Source organism: Lysobacter rhizosphaerae (genome assembly GCF_054779795.1).
The window spans coordinates 1-25,040 of record NZ_BAAGXO010000003.1; the positions used below are offsets into that span (position 1 = coordinate 1).

Annotated in this window: 24 protein-coding genes; 15 read left to right on the plus strand and 9 right to left on the minus strand. The window is 64.1% G+C overall.

Annotation, left to right across the window (positions count from 1 at the left end):
• Together ACYVGE_RS05060 and ACYVGE_RS05065 are read left to right on the plus strand one after the other, a co-directional pair.
• Positions 1-313: hypothetical protein (locus ACYVGE_RS05060; protein ID WP_460727690.1), on the plus strand; the 313-nt coding region annotated here is incomplete at its 5' end.
• 275 nt (positions 314-588) lie between these two features.
• Positions 589-1,020, plus strand: coding sequence for a CBS domain-containing protein (locus ACYVGE_RS05065; RefSeq protein WP_460727692.1), 432 nt, complete (start codon positions 589-591; stop codon positions 1,018-1,020).
• 30 nt (positions 1,021-1,050) lie between these two features.
• On the opposite strand, the gene ACYVGE_RS05070 is transcribed toward ACYVGE_RS05065, so the two are convergent.
• Together ACYVGE_RS05070 and ACYVGE_RS05075 are read right to left on the minus strand one after the other, a co-directional pair.
• Complete coding sequence (locus ACYVGE_RS05070) at positions 1,051-1,239, minus strand: hypothetical protein (RefSeq protein WP_460727694.1); 189 nt, start codon at positions 1,237-1,239, stop codon at positions 1,051-1,053.
• Positions 1,240-1,674: 435 nt separating this feature from the next.
• The gene (locus tag ACYVGE_RS05075; protein ID WP_460727696.1) at positions 1,675-1,899 is read right to left on the minus strand and encodes a hypothetical protein; all 225 of its coding nucleotides are present in this window, start codon (positions 1,897-1,899) and stop codon (positions 1,675-1,677) included.
• A 484-nt stretch (positions 1,900-2,383) separates the two neighbouring features.
• Between ACYVGE_RS05075 and ACYVGE_RS05080 the strand changes: the two genes are divergently transcribed.
• The 6 genes from ACYVGE_RS05080 (at position 2,384) to ACYVGE_RS05105 (ending at position 7,426) form a co-directional block, all read left to right on the plus strand.
• Positions 2,384-2,725, plus strand: coding sequence for a hypothetical protein (locus tag ACYVGE_RS05080; protein WP_460727698.1), 342 nt, complete (start codon positions 2,384-2,386; stop codon positions 2,723-2,725).
• A 3-nt stretch (positions 2,726-2,728) separates the two neighbouring features.
• Complete coding sequence (locus ACYVGE_RS05085) at positions 2,729-3,649, plus strand: hypothetical protein (RefSeq protein WP_460727700.1); 921 nt, start codon at positions 2,729-2,731, stop codon at positions 3,647-3,649.
• A 16-nt stretch (positions 3,650-3,665) separates the two neighbouring features.
• Positions 3,666-4,610, plus strand: coding sequence for a hypothetical protein (locus ACYVGE_RS05090; protein ID WP_460727702.1), 945 nt, complete (start codon positions 3,666-3,668; stop codon positions 4,608-4,610).
• A 9-nt stretch (positions 4,611-4,619) separates the two neighbouring features.
• Positions 4,620-6,788, plus strand: coding sequence for a peptidase domain-containing ABC transporter (locus tag ACYVGE_RS05095; RefSeq protein WP_460727704.1), 2,169 nt, complete (start codon positions 4,620-4,622; stop codon positions 6,786-6,788).
• Between the two features lie 176 nt (positions 6,789-6,964).
• Complete coding sequence (locus tag ACYVGE_RS05100; protein ID WP_460727706.1) at positions 6,965-7,159, plus strand: hypothetical protein; 195 nt, start codon at positions 6,965-6,967, stop codon at positions 7,157-7,159.
• Positions 7,160-7,216: 57 nt separating this feature from the next.
• Positions 7,217-7,426, plus strand: a complete 210-nt coding sequence (locus ACYVGE_RS05105) for a hypothetical protein (RefSeq protein ID WP_460727708.1) — start codon at positions 7,217-7,219, stop codon at positions 7,424-7,426.
• A gap of 147 nt (positions 7,427-7,573) precedes the next feature.
• On the opposite strand, the gene ACYVGE_RS05110 is transcribed toward ACYVGE_RS05105, so the two are convergent.
• Positions 7,574-7,918 carry a hypothetical protein gene (locus ACYVGE_RS05110; protein WP_460727710.1) on the minus strand — a complete coding sequence of 115 codons (345 nt, stop codon included), beginning with the start codon at positions 7,916-7,918 and terminating at the stop codon, positions 7,574-7,576.
• 33 nt (positions 7,919-7,951) lie between these two features.
• Between ACYVGE_RS05110 and ACYVGE_RS05115 the strand changes: the two genes are divergently transcribed.
• Positions 7,952-9,376: a coniferyl aldehyde dehydrogenase gene (locus ACYVGE_RS05115; protein ID WP_460727712.1), complete on the plus strand. Its 1,425-nt coding sequence runs from the start codon at positions 7,952-7,954 to the stop codon at positions 9,374-9,376.
• Positions 9,377-9,383: 7 nt separating this feature from the next.
• Here ACYVGE_RS05115 and ACYVGE_RS05120 read toward each other — a convergent pair whose 3' ends face one another.
• Entirely contained in the window at positions 9,384-10,286 is a 903-nt protein-coding gene (locus ACYVGE_RS05120; protein ID WP_460727714.1) for a M28 family metallopeptidase, read from the minus strand.
• A 115-nt stretch (positions 10,287-10,401) separates the two neighbouring features.
• Here ACYVGE_RS05120 and ACYVGE_RS05125 point away from each other — a divergent pair, with 115 nt between their 5' ends.
• Positions 10,402-11,049 (plus strand): response regulator, encoded by a 648-nt coding sequence (locus tag ACYVGE_RS05125; protein ID WP_460727716.1) that lies wholly within the window; start codon positions 10,402-10,404, stop codon positions 11,047-11,049.
• Between the two features lie 71 nt (positions 11,050-11,120).
• Here the strand turns inward: ACYVGE_RS05125 and rne are convergent, their stop codons facing one another.
• Positions 11,121-14,240, minus strand: coding sequence for a ribonuclease E (gene rne / locus ACYVGE_RS05130; protein WP_460728402.1), 3,120 nt, complete (start codon positions 14,238-14,240; stop codon positions 11,121-11,123).
• 583 nt (positions 14,241-14,823) lie between these two features.
• Between rne and ACYVGE_RS05135 the strand changes: the two genes are divergently transcribed.
• Entirely contained in the window at positions 14,824-15,786 is a 963-nt protein-coding gene (locus tag ACYVGE_RS05135) for an RluA family pseudouridine synthase (protein ID WP_460727718.1), read from the plus strand.
• 25 nt (positions 15,787-15,811) lie between these two features.
• On the opposite strand, the gene ACYVGE_RS05140 is transcribed toward ACYVGE_RS05135, so the two are convergent.
• Positions 15,812-16,186, minus strand: a complete 375-nt coding sequence (locus ACYVGE_RS05140; RefSeq protein ID WP_460727720.1) for an energy transducer TonB — start codon at positions 16,184-16,186, stop codon at positions 15,812-15,814.
• Positions 16,187-16,265: 79 nt separating this feature from the next.
• Positions 16,266-16,607 carry a 4a-hydroxytetrahydrobiopterin dehydratase gene (locus ACYVGE_RS05145; RefSeq protein WP_460727722.1) on the minus strand — a complete coding sequence of 114 codons (342 nt, stop codon included), beginning with the start codon at positions 16,605-16,607 and terminating at the stop codon, positions 16,266-16,268.
• 127 nt (positions 16,608-16,734) lie between these two features.
• Between ACYVGE_RS05145 and ACYVGE_RS05150 the strand changes: the two genes are divergently transcribed.
• Both ACYVGE_RS05150 and ACYVGE_RS05155 read left to right on the plus strand, forming a co-directional pair.
• Complete coding sequence (locus ACYVGE_RS05150; protein WP_460727724.1) at positions 16,735-17,328, plus strand: NfuA family Fe-S biogenesis protein; 594 nt, start codon at positions 16,735-16,737, stop codon at positions 17,326-17,328.
• A 131-nt stretch (positions 17,329-17,459) separates the two neighbouring features.
• Complete coding sequence (locus ACYVGE_RS05155) at positions 17,460-19,070, plus strand: hypothetical protein (RefSeq protein WP_460727726.1); 1,611 nt, start codon at positions 17,460-17,462, stop codon at positions 19,068-19,070.
• Positions 19,071-19,142: 72 nt separating this feature from the next.
• Here ACYVGE_RS05155 and ACYVGE_RS05160 read toward each other — a convergent pair whose 3' ends face one another.
• Both ACYVGE_RS05160 and ACYVGE_RS05165 read right to left on the minus strand, forming a co-directional pair.
• Complete coding sequence (locus tag ACYVGE_RS05160) at positions 19,143-19,580, minus strand: c-type cytochrome (protein ID WP_460727728.1); 438 nt, start codon at positions 19,578-19,580, stop codon at positions 19,143-19,145.
• Between the two features lie 11 nt (positions 19,581-19,591).
• On the minus strand, positions 19,592-19,987 hold the full coding sequence (locus tag ACYVGE_RS05165) for a c-type cytochrome (RefSeq protein ID WP_460727730.1): 396 nt from the start codon (positions 19,985-19,987) through the stop codon (positions 19,592-19,594).
• 398 nt (positions 19,988-20,385) lie between these two features.
• Here ACYVGE_RS05165 and ACYVGE_RS05170 point away from each other — a divergent pair, with 398 nt between their 5' ends.
• Positions 20,386-21,513 carry an efflux RND transporter periplasmic adaptor subunit gene (locus tag ACYVGE_RS05170; RefSeq protein WP_460727732.1) on the plus strand — a complete coding sequence of 376 codons (1,128 nt, stop codon included), beginning with the start codon at positions 20,386-20,388 and terminating at the stop codon, positions 21,511-21,513.
• Positions 21,510-24,992, plus strand: a complete 3,483-nt coding sequence (locus ACYVGE_RS05175; protein WP_460728404.1) for an efflux RND transporter permease subunit — start codon at positions 21,510-21,512, stop codon at positions 24,990-24,992. Before ACYVGE_RS05170 ends, ACYVGE_RS05175 begins: the two co-directional genes overlap by 4 nt.
• Positions 24,993-25,040 lie beyond the last annotated feature (48 nt).

Below are 25,040 nucleotides of genomic sequence, written 5' to 3' on the forward strand. Positions count from 1 at the left end.
CTTGAAGGACGTCCAGAAGCTGCTGGAAAGCCGGCCCGAGATCGCCGCCCTTACGCGCGGCGGCAACGACAAGGCCATCGCCGATGCGTTGAAAGAACAGCTCAATAATGCCGGCGGCGAAAAGGCCGTTGCCGACGCCGTGAAGGAACAGCTCAAGAATGCCGGCGGCGAGAAGGCCGCTGCCGACGCCTTGAACCAGTACCTCAGCAAGCATCCGTTGAAGGATGGACAAGACATCACGGACCTTGCCCGCAACGGCAAGGAGAAGGCCATCGCCGCTGCCTTGAAGGCACGCTTCGGCAAGCATCCATGATCTCTGGTGAATCAGTAGCGCGTTAGGAACAAGGACTCACAGCCATCCGCCCGCGCTTCTCGTCCAATCACGCGGCGTTGTGAACGGCACAACAGTTTGTAACGCCCGTTGGACTAGTGATTCCGGCTTGGCAACGCAAACTTTGACGCACGGTCGACGGCGAACTTGCAGTGAAGGCTGTTCGTTCCGCCATGTCGATGGTGTGGAGTTTCACCCTTCAAATCCGTTGGCTGTTCCTGGTGGACGCAGCCTGATCAAATCTGAGGTTATTCGTAATGAAGATTCAAGAACTGCTGAAGTCCAAGTCGGGCGCCGTGGTCACTATCGATGTCGGCGACACAGTCGGCGCGGCAGCCCAGAAGATGACGACCCACAAGATTGCCGCGCTGGTCGTTACCCGCGGTTCGCGTCCGGTGGGCGTGATATCCGAACAGGACATCGTGGCCGCCGTGGCCGAAGATGGCACGCAGGCTGTGAGGCGCCCCTTGAGCCAGCTCATCAAGAGCGCCATCGAAAGCATCGCGCCGGACACCAGCCTCAAACAGGCAATGTCGATGATGACCCACGCACGCCTACGTCATCTGCCCGTGATCAGCAACGATGTGCTCGTTGGCATCGTCAGCCTGGGCGACATCGTCAAGAACCGGCTCGACGAACTCGCGCTCGAGCGGGATGTGTTGCGTGACATCTACATCGCAGCACATTGACCACCCCGCGTAACTCCACGCAGGAGCAGGTTAATGCCTCGGTCCCAATCGTGTCTGGTGCAGGTAGAAGGCTCCCAACGCATACGCGCTCGAGCCAAGGATGAGTGATGCGATGGCAAGAGCGGCGATGTTCTGATTCAGCCCCGCAACATGGCTAACGAGCATCATTGCCCCGAACAGGCAGCTCGAAAGAAGGGCTGTTGCTGCAATGGCTTTCATGTCTTCGTACATACCGTCTGTCAAGAAGGAAAGAGCCGAGGGAAGCACCGGCTGTTGGTGCACCAGGCAATTGCCTCCTCCAATTGTTGATCAGCAATCGAAGCATGCCGCCGGTGGATCGCCCGGCGGCATGCTTCCTCCCTGGGCCACTACGACTCACGACAGGTCGGCGGGGATGGGCCAATAGCACCCAGATCACCGCGATGACCAGCAGCGCGACAAACACACCTCTTTCGATTCTGTCGGTGGAGTCGGAGCGGGATTGCATGCCGACATTGATGGTGAGTTGCTGCTGCGGCACTAATGAAACGCTCCTTCATGGCGCTGATCTGCGATTGGCATCACGCGCCGGGACAAATCAGACTTTTCCTAGGAATGGCTGCCTGTGACACGAAAGGATCAAGAGCAGGGGACGTGGCCTGCTCTTGTCAGCAGTCATGCATCCAGCACGTGGGGAAAGCGGCGCTGCAACGAGGCATAGGCCAACAGCGATGCCACCACGCCTGCGGGAAGCGACCGGATCAGCGCCTTGTCGAAGAGCATCGCGGCGGAGGGGCCGTCTTTCACGACGATCGCAACCACGGCCATCATCATCAAGGCCACGAACACGGTGAGTGCCGAGCCAAAAGCGAGGCTCCAGAACGCGTTGATCAGCGTCATTGAGCGCAGCTTCGTTGGATTCTTCAGTTGCCCAGACTGTGGCATCGCATTTGCAACGTTGTGGTCGATGAGCTCTATGTACGCTTTACGACCGTCCACTGGATAGCAGGAATTGAGAACGCCACGTTTGTGTTTCGCGAACGAGTTTCCACTGCGGATGGCTTACCCGCAGGGCCTGGCTGGGATCAGCGGCAGATTCTCTGTCGAATCATTGAAGGCGGGCATGCCGTTGGAAGCAGGTATTCCCGATGCGAATGTGCTCGTTCGTAAAATGCGAACAGCGTGTTCGCTGTTTTTGGCTAGGCGCGTCGGCCACAAACGTATAGCGTCCATTCAACGTCATGGCACACAGCCGGGACGTTCTTCCAGGTAGTTCTGCAGCGACTCCCCTAAGGCAGTTCTCTTTTATTGGTCGTGGCAGCATGGAAGCTCATCGGCGGCATCATCGGTTGCCGTCTTGTTTATCCGCACAAGGAGAAAAGAAATGAGAGAACTGAGTCTTCAAGAAATGGAGATGGTTTCTGCTGGAACCGAGGCGGGCGCCCGAGAAGCACTGAAGATATGCGAAGGGCTTCCTAACAGTGCCACTGTGTCGGTATCCGCAACCATCAAGGGAAATGTGACGCTGAGCGGTGGGTTTGTTTCGGGCGGCCAAGATTCGGAGGTGACGAAGAGTTTTTCAGCTAATTGCGGCGACCTCCGCAGTCGCGAGGGCGGCGGCGCTGGAACCGGGCGGGCTGCTGGCAGCACTTACACCGGGGTTGGCGCGGGCAGCTCCGGCGGCACGCCTACCGTAACTGTTGGAACTCCTGTTCGGATCAACTGATCCATGCCCGCAAGGCGTTTGCAAGTAACAGCCCGAGGAGCATTCCTCGGGCTGTGCCTGATTCTCGGCCTCGGATGCGTGCCGCGTGCGGAGCACGATCAGGATGCAATTCCGATCGAGTTCGACCCGGCGGTATGGTCGCAGGCCGAGCGCATTGTGTGGCCAGGGACGGATCGGCACGTGATGGTGGCTTACAACCACAAGCCCGATGACGAACTTTGTCAAAAGCCACTGAAAGATTCATTTCGCGATTCTCTAAACAAACGCCGGTTTGTCAGTGGAACTGCCTGTGGGCAATTCTGGGTGGTGATGCCGCCATATCCGGAACTTGCGAAATTGACGAGGATGGGGTGGAGAGGGCTAGCCGCTCATGAAGCGTTTCACTCGGCGGTGCAATTGTCAGGGACGAGAAAGGTACCGTTTGCCATCGCCACTGCCGCCGACGCAGATTGGGCGGACGCAGATCTCAAGCAAGCCAATCGGTTCTTCTGGGAGGTCGTGGCGGCAACCCGCCCGCCGCAGACGCTAGACCCTGCTGAAACCTGCTCCAGGCTATCTGAAGCCTACGGGGCGTTGGGCGAGCGTGAACTGAGGTACGTCAGGTACAAGGCACATGCCGAGTGGCCGGCAGAGTTCTTCATGCGGAACTACGACGCCGGCCTTGTCAACGATCAGGCTTACGAATCATATCGTCGTCAGAAGCTGGCATTCGTTGAGGACGACGTCCTCTACTTGGCTGGAGGCTTCTCAATGCAGTTAGTCGACCGCAAGTTGGGTCGGCAGGCGTGGCAGAAGCGCTACATCGAGGGCGAAACCCCGCTCAATCTTCTGTTTGAGGCCTTGGGTTGTGAGAAGCCAGATCCTGGACAGGATGCCTTTCCGGCGACCGTCACGATTACGCAATCCCCGCTCACAGTGAACTAAGGCGAGGCAATAACTGTTGGAACTCCTGTTCGGACCAACTGATCCCATGCCGGCAAGGCGTTTGCAGGCAATAGCCCGAGGAGCGTTCCTCGGGTTGTATCTGATTTGCGGGCTTGGATGCGTGCCGCGTTCGGAGCACGATCAGGATGCAATTCCGATCGGTTTTGACCCGACAGTGTGGTCGCAGGCCGAGCGCATTGTGTGGCCAGGGACGGATCGGCACGTGATGGTGGTTTACAACCACAAGTCCAATGACGGACTTTGTCAAAAGTCACTGAGAGATACAGTTCGCAGTGATCTAAACAGACGCCGTTTTGTCATTGGAACTGCTTGCAGGCAATTCTGGGTGGTGATACCGCCATATCCGGATTTTGCGAAATTGACGAGGATGGAGTGGAGAGGGGTGGCCGCACATGAAGCGTTTCACTCGGCTGTGCAATTGTCAGGGACGAAAAAGATGCCATTTTCCATCGCCACTGCCGCCGACGCAGATTGGGCGGGGGTAGATATCAAGCAGGCCAATCGGTTCTTCTGGGAGGTCGTGGCGGCAACCCGCCTGCCGCAGGACCATGCGGAAACCTGCACCAGGCTATCTGAAGCCTACGGGGTGTTGGGCGAGCGTGAGCTGAGGTACGTCAGGACCAAGGCATACTTCGAGTGGCCGGCCGAGTTCTTCATGCGGAACTACGACGCCGGCCTTGTCAACGATCAGGCTTACGAATCATATCGTCGTCAGAAGCTGGCATTCGTTGAGGGCGATGTTCTCTACTTGGCTGGAGGCTTCTCGATGCAGTTTGTCGACCGGAAGCTGGGGCGGCAGGCGTGGCAGAAGCGCTACATCGAGGGTGAAACCCCGCTCAATCTTCTGTTTGAAGCCTTGGGTTGTGAGAAGCCAGATCCTGGAAAGGATGCCTTTCCGGCGACCGTCACGACTACACAACCCCCGCTCACGGTGCAGTAAGGCGAGGCAATGCTGGAGCGGTTAGAGCTATTCACGCGCCGGAGCACGCCGCTCGTTCTGCAATCCGAGGCAGCCGAATGCACTTTGGCTTGTCTGGCAATGGTGGCTGGCCATCATGGTCATCACGTGGATCTCAGGGAGCTGCGTAGCCGGTTCTCGCTTTCTCTTAAGGGAGCGACGCTTGATCAGCTCGTTCGCATGGCGGCGCGGCTGAACCTGCAGGCGAGGCCCTTACGGCTTGAACCCGATGAGCTGCCCAAGCTCCGCATGCCGTGCGTATTGCACTGGGACCTCAACCACGTCGTGGTGCTAGTTAAGGCGACGCGCAAGTCCGTGATCATCCATGACCCGGCAGTTGGCCGGCGTCGACTCAATCATGACGAGGTGTCGAAGCACTTCACGGGTGTGGCCTTGGAATTGACGCCTTCCATGGCGTTTCAGAAGCACAAGGTCGCTGCGCCATCGGTCTCCCTGGGGCAGTTGATGGGGCAGGTGACCGGGTTCAAGCGGGCCATGTTCCAGATAATCCTGCTGTCGCTGGCCTTGCAGGTGTTTGCGCTGGTTGCACCCATGCTGATGCAAGGTGTGATGGATCAAGTGCTGGTGACGGCCGACCGCGACCTGCTGCTGGTAATCGTGCTTGGATTCGTACTCATGCTGGTGCTGCAGTTGGCGATCGGCCAGTTGCGGAGCTGGTCCCTGCTCTATCTGTCAACCAGCATGGGCCTGCAATGGATGGGCAGCGTGTTCGCTCATCTGTTGCGTCTGCCGCTGGAATTCTTTGAGAAGCGGCATCTGGGCGACATCACCTCGCGCACAGGTTCGGTCGGCGTGATTCAGGACACGCTTACGCGCAGTTTCATCGAGGTGCTACCGGACGGGCTCATGGCCGTCGCAACGCTGTTAATGATGATGCGCTACAGCCCCCGACTGGCGGGTATTACGTTGGCTGCTGTCACCTTGTATCTATTGCTTCGGGTGCTGGCTTACCCCCTCTATCGCCGGGCAAATGAAGAGCAGCCCATCCGGGCCTCGAAGGAGAACAGTCATTTCCTGGAATCGATACGTGGGGTTCAGTCCCTCAAGGTTGCTGGGAAAGAAATCGACCGTCATAGCGCTTGGCAGAATCTGGTCGTCGATTCGGTCAATCAGCATGTGCGGATAGAGAAGATGAACATGGTGTTCGGCACGTCGAGCCAACTGCTCTTCGGCCTCGAACGCATTGTCGTGATCTGGCTGGGATCTTTGCTTGTTCTAGAGAACCAGTTTTCGATTGGCATGCTGGTAGCGTATTTGTCTTACAAGGATCAGTTCAGCGGCCGTATCGGCAATCTTATCGATACCGGCGTCCGGCTACGAGTGTTGCGCCTGCACGGTGAACGTCTCGCCGACATCGTGCTGACGCCGCCCGAAGAGGACTACGCTCTTCCGGATATCTCGCTTCCAGGCCACCCCCGGATCGTCGTTGACAATCTTTCGTTCCGTTATGCGGATGGCGAACCGTGGGTACTGAGGGACTGCAGCTTCATCGTCGAGCCCGGTGAGGCAGTCGCCCTCACGGGGGCGTCCGGATGCGGTAAGACCACGCTGGTCAAGTTGATGCTGGGCCTGATGAAACCCACCGAGGGTACGATCTCGGTCGGGGGACATGACCTGCATAAACTCGGGCCGCGTAGCGTCCGCACGATCGTGGGCGCGGTGATGCAGGACGACCAACTGTTTGCCGGCAGCATCGCCGACAACATCAGCTTCTTTGATTCCGGTGCCGATCCAACCAGGATCGAGGCCTCGGCCCGGCTCGCGGCGGTGCATGATGAGATCGCCGCGATGCCGATGGGCTACTACAGCCTGATTGGCGACATGGGCAGTTCGCTATCAGGCGGACAGAAGCAACGCGTGATTCTCGCCCGTGCCCTGTATCGAAGCCCGAGGCTGCTGTTCCTCGACGAAGCGACCAGTCACCTCGACGTAACGAACGAACGCCTGGTCAACGACGCCGTGCATCAACTCCGACTGACCAAGGTCATCGTGGCGCACCGGCCGGAGACGATCGCCAGTGCAGACCGGGTGTTGCTCATGGAGCAGGGGCGGATCGTGCAGGATTTTCGGCCTCAAGCTCACTCGGCTGCCGCCGCCTCAACGGAAGAACGACATCCCGCTTCCTCATTGGCGCTGTGATCGAAATTCGCGCGGCTTAGCCCGACCAGGGACGACGTTCGCGAAATGCGAACGCGATGTTTCCGTTCGAGCTCTGGGCGTGCGCAGTGCGCTCCGTAAGATCGGCATCAGGTTATGACGGCGTAATCAGTGAATTTATTGCGCTTGCCTGCCTGCGACGCAGCCAGAGACTGCCCATGTTCAATCCGTTCTTTTACAAGACCGAACGTATGCGGCAATTGCCGATTGCCATAACCGGTGCCGCCTCGCTGGGGTGGGTGTTGGTATTGGTGTTGGTATTGCTGTTGGGTCCGCCACTGCTGGGCGTCTCTCTACTTCATCGCGCCCTCGTTTTCCTGGTCGATTGGATGACTGGCACCAAACGATCATGACCATTGAGCAACTGCGTCTAACCCTCAGCAAGGTGTAGATCGAACATGCGACCAGGTATGAAATTCAACTTCGAAGGCGAGCAGCTGACAATTTCCGAGATCCGAAAACGTGTACCGATCCTGGCGAACAACACCATCCGCAGTCATTTGAATGCGGGCCGCAACACGCGGATCTCCATGCTGTCCTATGACCCGAAGATCGGCATGGCGAAAGGTGGGCAACGTGCGGCGCGCAAGAGTGCTCGAACGCACGGGTACGTTCGATAGCCACGTCGGCTTAGGCCAAGTTCCCAGGCGTGGCTCTGGTCCTGCCAGCTGAGCCGTTCAGTTGCCGGCTGCAGCATCTGTTGAATGCCCGCGGAAGGCGGAGTACAGATGCATTCCCTGCAGAGGGAATAAGTGATGGCGTACATGTCAGCGCACCGCGACGAAGTCTTGTTGAATGCCGTTCTTCGTGTCGCACATGAGGAGTGTTCGCACGGCGACTGGGACCAGATCGAACCGGCCCTGGCGGCAACCTGGGAACGATTGCGCAGCCCCAACTGCCCGCATTGGGAAGAGGTGGCGGAGCGCGTCCGATATTGCTGTGACAATGATGGATTGCTGCATTAGCTGAATCCGGCGGCGCATGCCGCTGGTTCCATGCTCGACCGGGTCACGCGCCGGCACGTTGAGGCTGGACCCGGTGGTCTGTTTCGTGGAATCTCCCCGGCGCCATTCCTGGTGGATGCGGCTGCGCGGTGATCGCTTCTCGGCCATACTCCGGCGTAGCTACCGCCCCGGATTGCCGTCATGGATATCGCCGCCACCACCCCTGTCTCCGAGCTCGCGCCGACACTGCACCGCCTGCGTCAGGCGTGGTTGAAGCAGCGCCCGGACTACCAGCAGCGTCGCGATGACCTGCAGCGCCTGCGCAAGGCCTTCCACGCGCGCCTCGACGAAATGGCGGCTGCGGTCAGCGCCGATTTCGGCCATCGCTCCACGCATGAAAGCCTGCTGGCCGATGGCATGACGGTGCTGGCCGAACTCGACCACATGATCGCGAACCTGCGCCGCTGGATGCGTCCGCAGCGCCGCGGCGTGGGCTGGCGCCTGTGGCCCGCGCGCGCGCAGGTGAGGCATGTGCCGCTGGGTGTCGTCGCCGTGATCGGGCCGTGGAATTACCCCGTCAACATCTCACTGGTGCCGCTGGCGACCGCCATCGCCGCGGGCAACCATGTCTACCTGAAGCCTTCCGAGTACAACCCGCGTACCAACCAGTTCCTGTGCGAACTGCTGGCCGAGGTGTTCCCGCCCGACCGCGTCGCCGTCGCCCTGGGCGGCGCCGACGTGGCCGCGGCGTTCGCGGCGCTGCCGTTCGACCACATCATGTTCACCGGCTCGACCTCGGTGGGGCGCAAGATCATGGCCGCGGCCGCGCCGAACCTGACGCCGGTGACGCTGGAACTGGGTGGCAAGTCGCCGGCGGTGATCGGTTCGGATGCGCCGATGGATACGACCGCCGCGCGCATCACCACCGGCAAGCTCTTCAACGGTGGACAGACCTGCATCGCGCCCGACTACGTGCTCGTGCCGCACGCGCGCCGCGATGAGTTCGTACAGGCCTTGCGCCGGGAAGTGGCATCGCGCTATCCGGACCTGGAAAGCACGTCCGACTACACGACGATCATCAACGAGCCCAATTACCGTCGCCTGCGTGGCTATCTGGATGACGCCCGCGAACGCGGCCTGGAAGTAATGCCGCTGGTGGAGTTGAAGGACGCCCAGCGCGCCGAGGTAAGGCGCCTGCTTCCGCCCACCCTGGTGATCGAACCGGGCGACGACGCCAAGGTCATGCAGGACGAGATCTTCGGGCCGATCCTGCCGATCCGCACCTATCGCCACTTCGATGAAGTGATCGACTACATCAACGCCCACGATCGCCCGCTCGCCCTCTACCATTTCGGCCACGACAGCGCCGAGATCGAGCGGCTGCTAGGCAATACCGTCGTCGGCGGCGTCTGCGTCAACGAGACGTTGCTGCAATACGCCTGCAGCAACCTGCCGTTCGGCGGCGTGGGTGCCAGTGGCATGGGCCATTACCACGGCCATGATGGCTTCATCACATTCAGCAAGGCGATGCCGATCCTGCGGCAGGCGCGCTGGACGCTGTCGGACAAATTGAAGCCGCCCTATGGCGGCTTCCCGGCGAAGATGCTCAAGCTGCTGCTGCGCTGAGCAGCCCCTATTGCGAGGCGGCGGACGCGGCCGTGGCGTCCGCATCCCAGCGGCGCAGGGCGGCTTCCACCGCGTCGACGCCGTGCGCCGCTGCATTGGCGTCCACTTGTGCCAGCGTGTCGCCATCGGTGTGGATGACCTGCATCACCTTTGGCACGGATGTGAGCTTCTTGCCGTCATAGGCGGCCAGGATTGCCGTGATCTCGTCGCCGCCGACGAGTGAGTAGGAAACCGCCGGCCAGCCCGACTTGAGGAAGGCCAGGTGATCGGTAGGCGGATAGTGCTCGCCCGCGGCGAGCTTCAATCCGTTCGCACTTGCAGCCTGGCGGCTTGCGTTGGCCAGGCTGTCGTCGGTGTCGGGCGTCATCATCCATACCGTGTCGCCCCAGGCGAAGACATCGAAGTTGACGTACAGCGCGGGTTTGACGCTGCCGTCGGCGACAAAGGCCTTGGAGCCGAGCAGCCCTTTTTCTTCGAGATCCCAGAACGCGATTGCAACGCGGTGGTGGACGAGCGGCCTGGCCTTGAGGCGCTCGGCCAGCGCAAGCACGGTCGCGCTGCCGGAAGCGTTGTCGGTAGCGCCTTCGCCCTTGCTCACCTGGTCCGAATGCGCGCCCAGCAGGAGCAGCGGCGCTGCGCTGTCGCCGGCGACGTCGGCGAGGATGTTGGTGCCGTGCTGGCCCTCGATCTCGAACGGGCTGTTACGCCATTTGATGCCGAGCGTGTCCAGGCGTTTTGCAATCGCGTTGCGTCGACCGGCGGTGGCATCGGCATCCGCGATGGCGCCGACATCGGCCAGCCAGCTTTTGGCCGCAGGGGAGTTGGGCGTCGCGGCTTCCTGGGCGGGATGCGCGCAGGCGGGCAGGGCAAGGATGCAGGCAACGAGGACAGGGAGGAGGTGGGGGCGCATGGCGGGCGGAATATTGGAAGAGCCTGCAGTTTGCTACAAAACGCGGCGGTTGCACGGGCGTGTTGTGCATGCTTAGCCTCGCCCGCAAGGAGTTTCGGTCAAGGGGCGGACAGGGATGAGTATTCGGGTCTTCATCGTGGACGACCACACGCTGGTACGCGCGGGCATGCGCCTGATCCTGTCGGCGCATACCGACATCGAAGTGATCGGGGATGTCGATACCGGCGAGGCGGCATTGCCGCTGATCAGGCGACTCAGGCCGGACATTGTCTTGTGCGACCTGCACCTGCCGGGACTGAGCGGCCTGGAGGTCACCGAGCGCCTGACGCGTGGCGGGAACGGTCCCCGCGTGATCATCGTGTCGGTGCTCGAGGACGGGCCGATGCCGCGAAGGCTGCTCGAAGCGGGTGCGTCGGGCTACGTGGGCAAGGCCGGCGATGCGCATGAACTGCTCGATGCCATCCGCGAAGTCGCACGCGGCAAACGCTATCTCGCCCATGCCATCGCGCGGGGCATGGCGCTGTCCGGAGTCACCGGCAGTGCGACGCCGATCGACAGCCTCACTGCGCGCGAGCTCGAAATCGCCTTGCTGATGGCGCAGGGCATCCGCCAGAACGACATCGCGCAGCGATTGAGCCTGAGTCCCAAGACCGTCAACACCCACAAATCGCGGCTGTTCGAAAAGCTCGGGATCGGCGACACGGTGGCGCTGGTGCGCATGTTGAAGCAGCACGGTCTGCTTGATCCGGCCCTGCCGTTCTAGGACGCGCTGTAATCCAGAAAAAGAAACGGCCGCGATGAGCGGCCGTTTCTGTTCAACATGGCGGTAGCGCCTCAGATGCGCTGTTCGCCACCTTCCTGCTCGATCGCCCTGGCAGCGGCGTCAGCCGGAGGCGGTGCGATCGGCTGCGGCACGTCGTCGAACAGGCCCGCCGTGCGTGGCAGTTCCTCCACCGGCAATTGCGAGGCGGCTCCGGCGGACTCGTCCTCGTCGATGCCAAGTGCCGGCGTCGAGGCGGGTTCGACTTCGGCGCTGACGTTGGCCACCACATGGCCGCTGTCGCCAGGAAGCGTGTTGGTGACAGCGCTCGCGTCATCCGTCGATTCGACGACGTCGACAACGGTGTCGGTGACGATTTCGGGTTCAACCGACTCGGGCGTCGGCACGACTACGGGTTCGACGACCTCGTCGCGGACAACGACGGCGGGTTGCCCGGCGCCGGTCGGTACTTCGCCCGTCCCGCCGGTACCACTGGCCTGCATTGTCGGCGGCGCCTCACTGATGGCCTCGGCGGCGGAGTCGGCCGGGGTCTTTTGCGCTGGTGCTGCGGGCAATGCGTCGATGGCATGGGCAACCGCGACAGCGAGAGGCGCTACGGCCAGGGTCGCCTGCGTCTGCGTCTGCGTCTGAGCGGTCTGAGTCGGCTTGGCGGGCTTGGCAGGCGCGATGTCGTCGAACTCGAACTCGGGCTGGGCGCGGTCCACCGAAGCGACCGGGGTCGGTTCTTCGCCGTCGGCGGCGAATTCGTCGCCATCGTCGGCGTCGAAATCGTCGCCTGCCATCATTTCATCCTGCAGCGCGTCGCTTCCGGAAATTGCACCGGCTTCAGCGGCGCCACCACCGCGACGGCGGCGGCGACCACCACGACGGCCGCGACGGCGGCGGCCCGCGCCTTCGGCAGCAGCTTCGCTACCGGCAGCAGCCGTACCCGCTTCGATCGGGGCAGGTGCACCCGTTTCCACCGGAGCGGCGGTCACGGTGTCGGCAGCGATCGTCGCGGCACTGGCGACGGCGACCACGGGCGCGACATTCATCAGTTCAGGCGTTGCGGCAGCGGTAGCGGTTTCAGGCTGGACGGCCTCCTGCCTAGGCTGCTGCGGCTTGGGCTGCTGCTGTTCGCGGGGCGGACGCGGGGCCTGCGCCTGCGCGCGCTCCTCGGTCTGCTGACGCGGCGCGTTCTGCTTCGGCTGCTGCTGTTGCTGCTTCTGCTGCTGGGGCTGCTGCTGCTTCTGCTGCTTGGGCTGCTGTTGCTGCTGCGGCTGGGCACGGCGCTCTTCGCGACGCTGCTCGTCGCGACGGCCGTCGCGTCCCTGCTTGGCATTGCGGTCACCGCGACCCTGGCCATCGCGGCGTTCATCGCGACGTTGGCTGCCGCGATCGCCGCGACCCTCCTGCGGACGGCCCTGTGCGGCGCGCTCGGCCCGCGTCGGTTCAACCGTGATCGGCTTGCTGCCGCGGAAGAAACCGAGGATGCGATCGACGATGCCGACCGACTGCACGGGTGCAGCCACCGGCGCCGGAGCTGCAACCACTGCCGCAACCGGCGCCTCGCGCGGTTCACGCGGTTCGCGCAGCGGCGCGGGCGAGGCCGGCCTGACGTTGGTGACGACCGGCAGGTCGGGGATGTTGAGGTGGGCCTTGGTCAGCGCATGCGTCGGCAGCTTGCGCGGGGTGCCGCGGTGGTAGCTGGGCTTGCTCGACTCTTCGCCGAGTTCGTTTTCGCGGATGCGGGTGACTTCGTAGTGCGGCGTGTGCAGTTGCTCGTCGGCGACGATCACGATCGGCGAGTCGTGGCGCTTCTCGATCTCGCTCAGTGCGCGGCGCTTTTCGTTGAGCAGGTAATTGGCGATCTCGGTCGGAGCCTGCACCAGCACCTGGCCGGTGTTCTCCTTCATCGCGTGCTCTTCGGCCAGGCGCAGGATCGACAGCGACAGCGATTCCACGCTGCGCATGCGGCCATGGCCCTCGCAGCGCGGGCATACGATCTGGCTGGATTCGCCCAGCGACGGCCGCAGGCGTTGGCGCGACATCTCCATCAGGCCGAAGCGCGAGATGCGGCCGAGCTGGACGCGGGCACGATCCTGCTTGAGGGCGTTCTGCAGGCGGTTCTCGACCTCGCGCTGGTGCTTGTTCGAGGCCATGTCGATGAAGTCGATCACCACCAGGCCGCCGAGGTCACGCAGGCGCAGCTGGCGGGCCGCTTCTTCGGCCGCTTCCAGGTTGGTGTGGAACGCGGTTTCCTCGATGTCGCCGCCCTTGGTGGCGCGCGCCGAGTTGACGTCGATCGCGGTCAGGGCTTCGGTCTGGTCGATCACGAGCGCGCCGCCGGAGGGCAGGCGCACTTCGCGTTCGTACGCGTTCTCGATCTGGGATTCGATCTGGAAGCGGTTGAAGAGAGGGGTGTCGTCGGTGTAGTGCTTCAGCTTGCGCTGGTTGTGCGGCATCACCTGTTCGACGAACTCGCGGGCCTCGGCGTACATCTCCGGCGTATCGACGAGGATCTCGCCGATGTCCGGGCGCATGTAGTCGCGCAGGGCGCGGATGATCAGGCGCGATTCGGCGTAGATCAGGAACGGCGACGGCTTGGTCAGCGCGGCTTCGGCGACCGCCTTCCACACCTGCAGCAGGTAATCGAGGTCCCACTGCAGCTCTTCGGCATCGCGGCCGACGCCGGCGGTGCGGATGATCACCCCCATGTCGTCGGGGATGGTGAGCTTGTCCATCGCTTCCTTGAGCGCGGCGCGGTCGTCACCCTCGATGCGGCGCGACACGCCGCCGGCGGTGGGCGAGTTGGGCATCAGCACCATGTAGCGGCCGGCCAGCGAGATGAACGTGGTCAGGGCCGCGCCCTTGTTGCCGCGTTCTTCCTTGTCGACCTGGACGACGATTTCCTGGCCTTCGCGCAGCAGTTCCTTCAGGCCGGCCTTGTTGTGGTCGACGCCCGGCTGGAAATAGTCGCGGGAGATTTCCTTCAGCGGCAGGAAGCCGTGGCGTTCCGCACCGTAATCGACGAAGGCGGCTTCGAGGGAGGGCTCGAGTCGAGTGATCTTGCCCTTGTAGATGTTGGACTTCTTCTGTTCCTTCGACGGCTGTTCGATATCGATGTCGTACAGGGTCTGGCCGTCGACGATGGCGACGCGCAGTTCTTCCGCCTGCGTCGCGTTGATGAGCATTCGCTTCATTGTTGCGTCCTCGCGCGCTACACCCTGCCCGAAAGCAGGCCGCGCGGAACGCCGTGGGCGTTTCGCCTCTGGATACCGCAAGCCGACTGGCGCGGGGCTGCATCTCATCGATGTGCCCGACTGCCGAACTGCTTGACCGCGCGTGGCACGCGCAGTCGGCTTCAATTTCCAGCGCTACGACACCACGGCAAACCGCGGGAGCGCTTCTTGTTGCTGTTCCTTAAGGCCGGCGACTATGAAGCGGGAACCGATCGTACGGAGGCGAGCCAGGCATTGCGCTGTTGCTCGTCCCTCGGTGCGTCGCTACCAACTCCCGTCGCACGGGTCGTTGTTCATCTCACGGCGGTTTGACCCGCCGGGCGGGAGCCGGTTCCGCCGGGCCGTCGCTGCTAACATGGCTGCCCCCAGGGCAGTGGTCAGGCGCGGACCGGATCGCAGGAGCGGGGCTTTCGGCCCCAAGCCTTCAAAAGCATGGCTTTTGGAAGCGTGCCTCCGGATCGACCGGGGGTTGTGGCAACTCCAGCGAAATCAAAACCTTATCTCGCGCGCTCAGTGTAGCAGATCAACCAATCCTATGACCCGTTCAGACCCCCCCGCCTCGTCCGGCCCGGGCGCGCGCACCGTTCGCGTGCCCGACGACCGCGATGGCCAGCGCCTCGACAACTTCCTGCTGGGCCAGCTCAAGGGGGCCCCGCGCTCGCTGGTCTACAAACTGGTGCGCTCGGGCCAGGTCCGGGTCAATGGCGGCCGGGCCAAGGCGGAGCGCAAGCTGGCCGCGGGCGATGAGGTCCGCATTCCGCCGGTCCGTCTCGGCGAGCCCAGCGACAAGGGGGCGCCGCCGGCCGGCTTCCTGAAGGCGATGGAAGCGGCAATCGTGTTCGAGGACGCGCGCCTGCTGGCCCTGAACAAGCCCTCCGGCGTCGCCAGCCACGGCGGCAGCGGCATCTCTTTCGGCGCGATCGAGACCATGCGCGCACTGCGCCCCGAGCAGTCGCTGGAGCTGGTGCACCGGCTCGATCGCGACACCTCCGGCCTGTTGATCATGGCCAAGAAGCGTTCGGCCCTCACCGAGATGCAGGCCCTGATGCGCGAGGAAGGCGGGATCGCCAAGCGCTATCTCGCGCTGCTGACCGGCCGCATGCCGGACGGCGTGATGAGCGTGGACGCGCCGCTGCACGTCGGCCTGCGCCAGGGCGGCGAGCGCCATGTACAGGTCAATGCCGCAGGCAAGGCCTCACTGAGCCATTTCAGGGTGTTGGAACGCCGCGGCGGGCAATCCTATTGCGAAGTGCGCATCGAAACCGGCCGCACCCATCAGATCCGCGTGCATTCGCAGCACATCGGCCATCCAATCGCGGGCGACGACAAATACGGCGATGCCGAAGCCAACAAACGCCTGCGCGAGCAGGTCGGCCTGAAACGGATGTTCCTGCATGCCTCGACGCTCGAATTCGCGCTCGATGGCGGCAAGGTCCCTTATCTGTTGAATGCGCCGCTGGTGCCGGAATTGCTCGACGTGCTCGACCGTCTGGCCTGAAGGCTGCGTGCCTGGCCAGGCACCGCTACAGGTACTGGTTGCACTCGTCCGGCGGCGGATTCGGCGGCGAAAAGGTGACGGGCACCTGGATCTTGCTCGGCGCGGGCTTGCCGCGGAGGGTCGCAGGCCGGAACTTCCAGCCGTGCACGGCCGTCACCGCCAGGTCGTCCAGTGCCTTGGTGCCGCTGCCCTTGGAGACGTCGATCTTCACCGGATAACCGTTTGCCGCCAGCGCCACGTCGAGTACCACCGTGCCGCCGATCCGCTTGCAGGCATATTCGGGAGGGTAGTCGGGTGGCGGTGTGTCCTGCGCCATCGGTGGGGTGGGGGCCGGCGGAGCAGGTTCCTGCGTCTGCGGGCTTTGCTGGCAGGCAGCCAGCAGGACGAGCAGGGACAACATCCACCAGGCACCCGGTCCGCGGAGGACCGTGCCGCCATCGGTTTTCGGGGAGCAGTGCCGGCTGGACATGGTTCCTCGCTCAGCCCTTCAGGGCTTCGGCTTTGGCCGCGCAGATGAAATCGTTCTCGCTCAGCCCGCCCACGTCGTGTGTGGAGAAGCGCACCACGCAGCGGTTGTAGTGCACGCCGAGATCGGGGTGGTGGTCCTCGCGGTGGGCCATGTAGGCCAGCGCATTCACGAAGGCCATGGTTTCGTAGTAGTTCTTGAAAGCGAAGGTCTTGTTGATCGCGTGGCCATCCTCCACCAGCTCCCAGCCGGGGATCTCCGGCAGCAGCTCGCGCACCCGCGCCGCGCTGAGGCGGTGTTCGCTGCCGCGGCGGGGCAGGCAATGGGCCTGGGAAAGGGGAACGAGGTCGCTCATCGGAGTCTTCCTGGAATGCAGGTGCGTCCGCTTCAAAACGAAGGTTCTGAACGAAAACGCATCGGCCGGTATCGTAGGGTAGGCACGGGGCGGCTTAAGGCCACGTGGACCCCGGTAGAATAGCCCGATGATCAATATTTCCGAATCCGCCCAGACCCACTTCCGCAAGCTGATCGAGCGCGAGGCGCTGCCCGGCCTTGGCGTGAGGCTGTCGGCAATGAATCCGGGTACCGCGCGTGCGGACGTGCGCCTGGAATTTGCCGAGCCCGCGGACCTGCAGGGCGACGAATGGGCGGTGGATTGCGAGGGCTTCACCCTCTGGCTCGATGCCGCCAGCGTGAGTTATCTCGACGGGGCGGAAATCGACTATGAAACCCGCGACACCGGCGGCCAGCTGCAGATCCGCGCTCCCAAGATCAAGGGCGTGGTGCCGGGCGATTCGGCATCCCTGGTCGAACGCGTGCAATGGCTGGTGGAGAACGAGATCAACCCGCAGCTCGCGCAGCATCGCGGCCACGTGTCGGTGCAGGAAGTGACTTCGGACGGCGTGGTGCTGTTGCGTTTTGGCGGTGGCTGCCACGGTTGCGGCATGGCCGACGTGACGCTCAAGCAGGGCATCGAGAAGACCCTGCTGGAAAAGGTCCCCGGTGTGACAGCGGTGCGTGACGCGACCGATCACGACACCGGTGTGGCACCTTACATCCCACGCGACGCGGCCTGAGAGGACCGCGGCGCTTGTACACCGCCGCCGACCTGATCTTCGTTCTGCAGCGGCGGCTGCAGTTACTGCCCTCTCACCTTCGTCGCCCACCCGGTGAATTTCCCCCGGGGTGGAAGCTGTGGTTCGAATCCATGCCGGCGCGTGTCGGCGCGGTCACCGGTGCCACCGCGCAGGCCCTGGTCGACATCTTCCTGCAGCGTCCACTCGCCGAGCGCCCGCGACGGATGGGCGAGCTCACGCGCTGGCAGGCATTCAATACGCTGTGGCGCCAGGACTGGCACGCGCCCGAGCCGGAAGACCGCAAGGTGCGATGGTTCGCCGGCGCGATCACCGCGGTATGGCACGTGGTGCTGTGCATCCTGCTGTTGTGGTTCTGGTACACGCAGCTGCAATTCATCGAAGAGGCGAGCAAGCGACGCGGCGAGGAAGTAGTGCAGGTCGAATTCATCGGCCGTGGCACGCCGGAAGAAGTCGGCGGCGGCCAGAGCCAGGAACCCCCGCAGGAGACCGCGGAGGCTGCGGCCGCTGCGGAGCAAGCAGCTCCCGCGCCGGCGGCGCGAGCCGTCGCAACCCAGGTTCCGCCCCCACCGGCGCCTGCGATCGAAGCACGCATCCCGGAAGTCCCGCAGCGTGATATCCCAGAACCGCAGCTTCCACCGGCACCGCCGGTGCAGCAGAACGTCGCGGTGAGTGCGCCCGTTCCCGAAGCCAGCGAGTTCGTGCTGACCGCGCCGACGCCGCACGTCGCGCAAGCGCAGATCGCCGTGCCCGAAGTCGCGATGCCGACCGCGCCGGTACGCGCCATCGAAGTGCCCGAACCCGCGCAGCCCATCCATCGCGAAGTGGCGCAGCGACCGATCACCGCGCCACAGCTCGAAGCGCGCATTCCCGAGGTGGCGCAGCGCGAGGTCGCCGCGCCGGTGGAGCGCCGGGAGTTGCCGAAGGTCGCAACACCCGCCATCGCACAACCCACCGTGCGTGCGCCCGAAGCCCGCGTGCGCATGCGCGAGGTGCCCGCGCCCACTGCGCCAGCCGCAGCGTCGACTTCCACTGCAACGTCGGCGGCTCCGCATCCCGCCGCATCCGGCACGGCGCCCTCATCCGCCGCAAGTAGTGCGCCGGCATCCAGCGCAAGTAGTGCGCCGAAACCGGCGGCAAGCGGGACCGCACCCACGCCGGCGCAACCCGGCGGCACCTCGCCATCCACGGCTGGCGCGGGGCGGGGACCCAAGCCGGTAACGGCGCCCGGCGGTTTCCCCACACCCGCCAAAGCCGACGACTGGGGCGCCTCCACGCGCAACGTGCCGGGCGGGCAGCGCGGCGAGCCACTCGGGCTTTACAACGCCGAGGGCGGGCCCCGGCTGACCGAGGAGCCGGTGAACACCGGCCAGCCACCAGGTACGTTGGACGACCGCATCGTGGACCTGGACCGCTCGGGTACCTGGCTCAAGCGCAAGCCGACAGGCTACGAACCGACCACGTTCGACAAGTACTGGATTCCCAGCGAAACACTGCTCGCGGAGTGGGTGCGCAAGGGCATCAAGAAGATGGCGATCCCGATCCCGGGCACCAACAAGAAGATCGACTGCGTGGTGTCGATCCTGCAGCTGGGTGGTGGTTGCGGCATCTCCGACCCCAACCTCAACGACCAGCCCGCGGAGGCGCGTCCGCCGCCGGATATTCCGTTCAAACCACAACTGCAGGAAGACAACGGCAGCGTGAAGCCGAAGCCGGGCGGGTGATACCCCGCGCGATGTCGACCGAAAAAGAAAAGGCCCGCGATGCGGGCCTTTTGCTTGGATTCAACCGGATGCTTACTGCACGCCGTGCAGGTCGCGCAGGTTGCCGGTACGCGAGCTGAAGTAGGCACCCAGATCCGAGATCTGCTGGTCGGTCAGGCCGGCGGCCTGGCTCGACATCAGCGCGTGTTCGCGCTTGCCGTCGCGGTAGCCCTGCAGCGAGTGGGCGATGTAGTCGCCGTACTGGCCGGCCAGCTTCGGATAGGACGCGTCGATGGGCGCATTGCCTTCGGCACCGTGGCAATCGACGCAGGCCTGGCCGGTCTTGGCGTTCTTGGTGCTGGCGAGCGTTTCGCCGGCGGTGATATTGCCGGCGGGCAGGCCAGCGGACGACGACCTGGCTTCATGCTCGCCCGCTTCAGCGGCGCCTTCGGCGGCTTCTTCGGACTTGCTGCAACCAGCCAGGGCGACGGCCGCGGTGAGCAGGGCGATGGCGAGAATCTTCTTCGTCATGGGGTGTCTGCTCACTTGATGCTCGAGAGGTAGGCGGCGATGTTGGCGATGTCCTGGTCAGAGAAGCTCTGCGCCTGGGCCTGCATCGTCGGGTGCTTGCGCGTTCCCTTCTTGTATTCGCCCAGCGCATTGAGCAGGTACTGCTCGGACTGGCCGCCGAGACGGGGCACGTGATAGCTCGGATAGGCGTTCTTGTATCCCGTGATGCCGTGGCAGCCCTGGCAGGTGTAGGTGAGCTGCTTGCCGGCGGCGGCATCGCCCTTGATGGCTGGGGTAGCCGGAGCGGCCGTGGCGGCGGGTGCGGGCGTTGCCGCGGTGGTGGTGGCGGCCGGCTCCTGCTTCGGTTCGTCGGCAAAAGCGACGGCCGTAGTCAGGGCGAGGCAGGCGGCGATCATCAGCGGTCGCATCATGTAATCCGCACTCTCGAAGGGCTGAGTTGTTGAAGGGCTGCGTTGTGAAGCAGGTATTGCGGCCGATCCGTTGTCCCGGGGGCGCGCACAAGTCGGAAAGTATAGCGGCCCGTCCGCTCCCGAAGAAACGTACATGCCAACGGGGCGCCGGAACCTGCATCGAATCAGTGCAACCCGCGTGCACCATCCTGCATCCATGTAGCAGCCGCCACGACGAAGTGGAGGCCGAGTTACGGCCGACCAGCGGCCGCGCGAAAGCCGTGGCGGCAGTCACCATGACCTTCGGCGGATGGCTGGCGTTAAGGTAGGTGATATACCTATGTACAACACCGGCATACAGCCAGCAAAACAGCCGGAAACCCGCAATTAACCGCTTGCCCCCAGGGACCGATTCCATGCGCCAGACCCCACTCAGCCGCGTACCCACCGTGTTTGCCAGCCTTCTCGTGACCGGGATTCTGGCCCTGTCCGCCTGCAAGGGAGGTGCTGGAGAAGCGGCCGCCGATGGCAAGGATCCGAAGAAGAAGGGCCCGGAAGCGGTCCCGGTCGAAGTCGCGCAGGCCTCGCGCCGCGCCGTGGCGGCCAGCTACACCGGCACCGCGCCCCTGGAAGCCCGCGCCGAGGCCCAGGTCATCGCCAAGGTCTCCGGCGTCGCCCTGCAGGTGCTGGTCGAAGAAGGCCAGTACGTCCACGCCGGCCAGACCCTGGTCCGCCTGGATTCGGCCCGCACCGCCCTGATCGCCGCCCAGAGCGCCGCCCAGCTGCGCAAGCTCGAAGCCAACTACGCCCGTTCCAAGCAGCTGGGCGACCAGAAGCTGATGAGCGCCAACGACATCGACCTGCTGCGCTACGACCTCGAGAACGCCAGCGCCGCCAACAAGGCCGCGAACCTCGAACTCGCCTACGCCAACGTCACCGCGCCGATCTCCGGCGTGATCGCTTCGCGTTCGATCAAGTCCGGCAACTTCGTGCAGATCAACACGCCGATCATGCGCATCGTCGATGTGTCGCGCCTGGAGGCCGTGCTCAACGTGCCCGAGCGCGAACTGGCCACGCTGAAGGCCGGGCTGCCGGTGCAGCTCGCGGTCGACGCACTGCCGGGCAAGGGCTTCACCGGCACCGTCGACCGCGTGGCGCCGGTGGTGGATTCGGGCAGCGGCACCTTCCGCGTCGTGTGCACCTTCGCTGACGGCAACCAGCTGCGTCCGGGCATGTTCGGCCGCATCAAGATCGACTACGACCAGCGCGCCGATGCCCTCGTGGTCCCGCGCGCCGCGCTGCTCGAGGACGAAAGCGATCCGGCCGTGTTCGTGGTGCGCAACAAGAAGAGCGCACGCGTCCCGGTCAAGCTCGGCTACATGGACGGCGAATGGGCCGAAGTGCGCAGCGGCATCAAGCAGGGCGACCAGGTCGTGATCGCAGGCAAGAGCGCGCTGCGTGACGGCACCGAAGTGCAGGTGATCGGCCAGCCGGGTGCGAAGAGCCAGACCGCCGCGCCCGCCACTGCTACAGCGCAGCGCTGAGCCGGAGGCTTCACGTGAGCCACACCTCCCAAGCCTCATCCGGCCTGATCGAGTTCGCCACCCGTCGCCGCGTCACCGTGGCGATGGTGACGCTCACCTTCGTGCTGTTCGGCGTGATTGCGCTGTTCGGCCTCAAGGTCAACCTGCTGCCTGACCTCAGCTATCCCACGCTGACGGTGCGCACCGAGTACACCGGCGCCGCGCCGACTGAAATCGAAACCCTGATCAGCGAGCCGGTGGAGGAAGCCGTCGGCGTGGTGAAAGGCCTGCGCAAGCTCAAGTCGGTATCGCGCACCGGCCAGAGCGACGTGGTACTCGAGTTCGCCTGGGGCACCGACATGGACCAGGCCAGCCTGGAAGTGCGCGACAAGATGGAAGTCGTGCAGCTGCCGCTGGAAGCCAAGAAGCCGGTGCTGTTGCGCTTCAATCCGTCGACCGAGCCGGTACTCCGCCTCGCGCTGACCTCCAAAGCCGATGGCGACTCGATCCGGGCGCTGACCTCGCTGCGCCGGTATGCAGACGAAGACCTGAAGAAGAAGCTCGAGCCCGTCGATGGCGTCGCCGCCGTCAAGATCGGTGGTGGCCTGGAAGACGAAATCCAGGTCGACATCGACCAGCAGAAGCTCGCCCAGCTCAACCTGCCCATCGACACCGTGATCCAGCGGTTGCAGCAGGAAAACATCAACATCTCCGGCGGCCGCCTGGAAGAAGGTACGCAGCGTTACCTCGTGCGCACCGTCAACCAGTTCGCCACCATCGACGAAATCCGCGAGATGCTGGTGACGACGCAGGCCGCCGGCGCCGGTGCCGCGGCGAATGCGGCCGCCGAGATGGCGCGCGTTGCCGCAGCTACGGGCAATGCGGCGGCCATGGCGGCCGCGCAGTCGGTGCAGAGCGCGAACTCGTCGAGTTCCTCTTCCGTGGCCGGTGGCATGCCGGTCCGGCTCAAGGACATCGCCGACATCCGCCAGGGCTACAAGGAACGCGAAGCGATCATCCGCCTTGGTGGCAAGGAAACGGTCGAACTCGCCATCTACAAGGAAGGTGATGCGAATACCGTCGCCACGGCCGATGCCATCGAGGCCAAGCTGAAGGAAATCAAGGACCAGATTCCGGCCGACGTCGAACTGACCACCATCGACGACCAGTCGCAGTTCATCCGCCACGCCATCAGCGACGTCAAGTGGGATGCCGTGATCGGCGGCTTCCTCGCGATCCTGATCATCTTCCTGTTCCTGCGCGATGGCTGGAGCACCTTCGTCATCGGCCTGTCGCTGCCGGTTTCGATCATCGCGACGTTCTTCTTCATGGGACAGCTCGACCTGAGCCTCAACGTGATGTCGCTGGGCGGCCTCGCGCTGGCCACGGGCCTGGTCGTCGACGACTCGATCGTGGTGCTGGAATCCATCGCCAAGGCGCGCGAACGCGGACTGGGCATCCTCGATGCCGCCATCGCGGGCACCCGCGAAGTCAGCATGGCCGTGGTCGCCTCCACCCTGACCACGATCGCGGTGTTCCTGCCGCTGGTATTCGTCGAAGGCATCGCAGGCCAGTTGTTCCGCGACCAGGCATTGACCGTGGCACTCGCCATCGCGATCTCGCTGGTCGTGGCGATGACGCTGATCCCGATGCTGAGCGCGCTCAAGGGGCGTGCGCCGATGTCCTTCCCGGAAGAAGCGCCGCATCCGAAGTGGACGCCGGCGTCGCGCGTGCTCAAGCCGGTAGCGGCAGTGGAGCACGGCATCGGGGCGGCCTCGCGTGGTGGCTTCTTCGGTATCGCATGGCTCGTCGTGCGGGCCTGGCGCGGCCTCAGTGCCGTCGTCGGTCCGATCATGCGCAAGGCCAGCGACCTGTCGATGGCGCCGTACCATCGCGCCGAAAGCGGTTATCTCAAGCTGCTGCCGGCGGCGCTGCGTCGTCCCTGGCTGGTGCTGGGTTCGGCCGCCATCGTGTTCGCGCTCACGCTGCTGGTGGTGCCGATGCTCGGCGCCGACCTGATTCCGCAGCTGGCGCAGGACCGCTTCGAAATGACCGTCAAGCTGCCGCCCGGCACGCCGTTACGCGACACCGATGCACTGGTGCGCGAACTGCAGCGCCAGCACGCCAAGGACGATGGCATCTCGGTGCTGTACGGCGTGAGTGGTAGCGGCACGCGACTGGATGCCAATCCCACCGAGAGCGGCGAGAACATCGGCAAGCTGACCGTGGTGATGGCCAACGGTGGCAGCAAGGAAATCGAGGCCGCCGAAACCGAACGCCTTCGCGCAACCATGGCCGACCATCCCAGCGCGCAGGTCAACTTCGCCCGTCCCGAGCTCTTCAGCTTCTCGACGCCGCTCGAAATCGAGTTGCGCGGTGCAGATCTCGCGACGATCGAGCGCGCGGGCCAGCAGATGGCAGCGATGCTGCGCAAGAATCCGCACTATGCCGACGTGAAGTCGACGGTGGAGCAGGGCTTCCCTGAAATCCAGATCCGTTTCGACCAGGACCGCGCGGCCTCGCTGGGCCTGACCACGCGCCAGATCGCCGACGTGGTGGTGAAGAAGGTGCGCGGCGACGTCGCCACGCGCTACAGCTTCCGCGATCGCAAGATCGACGTGCTCGTGCGTGCCCGCGAAGCGGATCGTGAATCGGTCGAGAGCATCCGCCACCTGATCGTCAATCCGGGCAGTGCACGCCAGGTGACGCTCGATTCCGTCGCCGACGTCATCGCCACCACCGGTCCGAGCGAGATCCATCGCGCCGACCAGGAACGCGTGGCGATCGTCTCCTCCAACCTGCGCGACATCGACCTGGGCGGCGCCGTCCAGGAAGTGCAGGACATGGTCGAGAAGCAGCCGCTGGGTGCCGACGTGCGCATGCACATCGGCGGCCAGGGCGAAGAGCTGGACCAGTCGGTCAAGTCGCTGATGTTCGCGTTCGGGCTGGCGATCTTCCTCGTCTACCTGGTGATGGCATCGCAGTTCGAATCGCTGCTGCATCCGTTCGTCATCCTGTTCACCATCCCCCTGGCCCTGGTCGGCGCGGTGCTGGCCCTGCTGCTGACCCGCTCGCCGGTGTCGGTGGTGGTGTTCATCGGGCTGATCCTGCTGGTGGGCCTGGTGGTGAAGAACGCGATCATCCTGATCGACAAGGTCAACCAGCTGCGCGAGGAAGGCGTGGCCAAGCGCGAGGCGCTGGTCGAGGGCGCGCGTTCGCGCCTGCGTCCGATCGTGATGACCACGACCTGCACGCTGTTCGGCTTCCTGCCACTCGCGCTGGCCTTTGGCGAGGGCGCGGAAGTGCGCTCGCCGATGGCGATCACGGTGATCGGCGGCCTGCTGGTCTCGACGATGTTGACACTCGTGGTAATCCCGGTGGTGTACGACCTGCTGGATCGCCGCGCCGACGAGTACTACCGCGAACGCGGCCTGCGCGCGCGGCGCGAGAAGGCCGAAGTGACCGCCGCCATCGATGCCGATCCGGAGGCCGCAGGATGATTTCCTTCGCCATTGCCGATCGAACCATCGTCCGCCTGGCGCAGGGGA

Bases quoted from the DNA above. Each gene is read 5' to 3' on its own strand.
- ACYVGE_RS05065 (WP_460727692.1), top strand. From the start codon at position 589: ATGAAGATTCAAGAACTGCTGAAGTCCAAGTCGGGCGCCGTGGTCACT.
- ACYVGE_RS05070 (WP_460727694.1), bottom strand. From the start codon at position 1,239: ATGAAAGCCATTGCAGCAACAGCCCTTCTTTCGAGCTGCCTGTTCGGG.
- ACYVGE_RS05075 (WP_460727696.1), bottom strand. From the start codon at position 1,899: ATGACGCTGATCAACGCGTTCTGGAGCCTCGCTTTTGGCTCGGCACTC.
- ACYVGE_RS05080 (WP_460727698.1), top strand. From the start codon at position 2,384: ATGAGAGAACTGAGTCTTCAAGAAATGGAGATGGTTTCTGCTGGAACC.
- ACYVGE_RS05085 (WP_460727700.1), top strand. From the start codon at position 2,729: ATGCCCGCAAGGCGTTTGCAAGTAACAGCCCGAGGAGCATTCCTCGGG.
- ACYVGE_RS05095 (WP_460727704.1), top strand. From the start codon at position 4,620: ATGCTGGAGCGGTTAGAGCTATTCACGCGCCGGAGCACGCCGCTCGTT.
- ACYVGE_RS05100 (WP_460727706.1), top strand. From the start codon at position 6,965: ATGTTCAATCCGTTCTTTTACAAGACCGAACGTATGCGGCAATTGCCG.
- ACYVGE_RS05105 (WP_460727708.1), top strand. From the start codon at position 7,217: ATGAAATTCAACTTCGAAGGCGAGCAGCTGACAATTTCCGAGATCCGA.
- ACYVGE_RS05110 (WP_460727710.1), bottom strand. From the start codon at position 7,918: ATGGCCGAGAAGCGATCACCGCGCAGCCGCATCCACCAGGAATGGCGC.
- ACYVGE_RS05115 (WP_460727712.1), top strand. From the start codon at position 7,952: ATGGATATCGCCGCCACCACCCCTGTCTCCGAGCTCGCGCCGACACTG.
- ACYVGE_RS05120 (WP_460727714.1), bottom strand. From the start codon at position 10,286: ATGCGCCCCCACCTCCTCCCTGTCCTCGTTGCCTGCATCCTTGCCCTG.
- ACYVGE_RS05125 (WP_460727716.1), top strand. From the start codon at position 10,402: ATGAGTATTCGGGTCTTCATCGTGGACGACCACACGCTGGTACGCGCG.
- rne (WP_460728402.1), bottom strand. From the start codon at position 14,240: ATGCTCATCAACGCGACGCAGGCGGAAGAACTGCGCGTCGCCATCGTC.
- ACYVGE_RS05135 (WP_460727718.1), top strand. From the start codon at position 14,824: ATGACCCGTTCAGACCCCCCCGCCTCGTCCGGCCCGGGCGCGCGCACC.
- ACYVGE_RS05140 (WP_460727720.1), bottom strand. From the start codon at position 16,186: ATGTTGTCCCTGCTCGTCCTGCTGGCTGCCTGCCAGCAAAGCCCGCAG.
- ACYVGE_RS05145 (WP_460727722.1), bottom strand. From the start codon at position 16,607: ATGAGCGACCTCGTTCCCCTTTCCCAGGCCCATTGCCTGCCCCGCCGC.
- ACYVGE_RS05150 (WP_460727724.1), top strand. From the start codon at position 16,735: ATGATCAATATTTCCGAATCCGCCCAGACCCACTTCCGCAAGCTGATC.
- ACYVGE_RS05155 (WP_460727726.1), top strand. From the start codon at position 17,460: ATGCCGGCGCGTGTCGGCGCGGTCACCGGTGCCACCGCGCAGGCCCTG.
- ACYVGE_RS05160 (WP_460727728.1), bottom strand. From the start codon at position 19,580: ATGACGAAGAAGATTCTCGCCATCGCCCTGCTCACCGCGGCCGTCGCC.
- ACYVGE_RS05165 (WP_460727730.1), bottom strand. From the start codon at position 19,987: ATGCGACCGCTGATGATCGCCGCCTGCCTCGCCCTGACTACGGCCGTC.
- ACYVGE_RS05170 (WP_460727732.1), top strand. From the start codon at position 20,386: ATGCGCCAGACCCCACTCAGCCGCGTACCCACCGTGTTTGCCAGCCTT.